The 350-nt window shown below is 22.3% G+C and carries 1 protein-coding gene; it reads left to right on the forward strand.

What is annotated here, in order from left to right; genetic code table 11:
• Positions 1-94 precede the first annotated feature (94 nt).
• The gene (locus tag G3997_RS05840; RefSeq protein ID WP_296644315.1) at positions 95-334 is read left to right on the forward strand and encodes a hypothetical protein; all 240 of its coding nucleotides are present in this window, start codon (positions 95-97) and stop codon (positions 332-334) included.
• Positions 335-350 lie beyond the last annotated feature (16 nt).

The following is a 350-nucleotide window of genomic DNA, read 5'->3' on the forward strand; positions in this document are numbered from 1 at the left end:
AAACTATAAAATATTTAGATCAAAAAAAATTTTTACTATATATGTAAAGTTATAATTTTAGTGGCTATTATATAATATAAAAGGAGTGGTATATATGAAAAATAGCAATAAATACCAATTAACATGTTCTCATTGTGGTGAATTTATATCTCTTAATAATTTATCAATTAATGAAAATATCGTAACTGATTCTACATTAGGAGATATTAAAATTAGTAATGTATACGCTGGATATGGTACAACTGGATCTTATAAATCTATGGATGTTGAACTAACTTGTCCTCGTTGTCATTATACTTTTAAATCTACTGTAAGTAAAAATTCTAATATTTAACAATATTTCATAGATA

This window comes from Romboutsia sp. 13368 (assembly GCF_018336475.1).
In the GTDB taxonomy this organism is placed as follows: domain Bacteria; phylum Bacillota; class Clostridia; order Peptostreptococcales; family Peptostreptococcaceae; genus Romboutsia.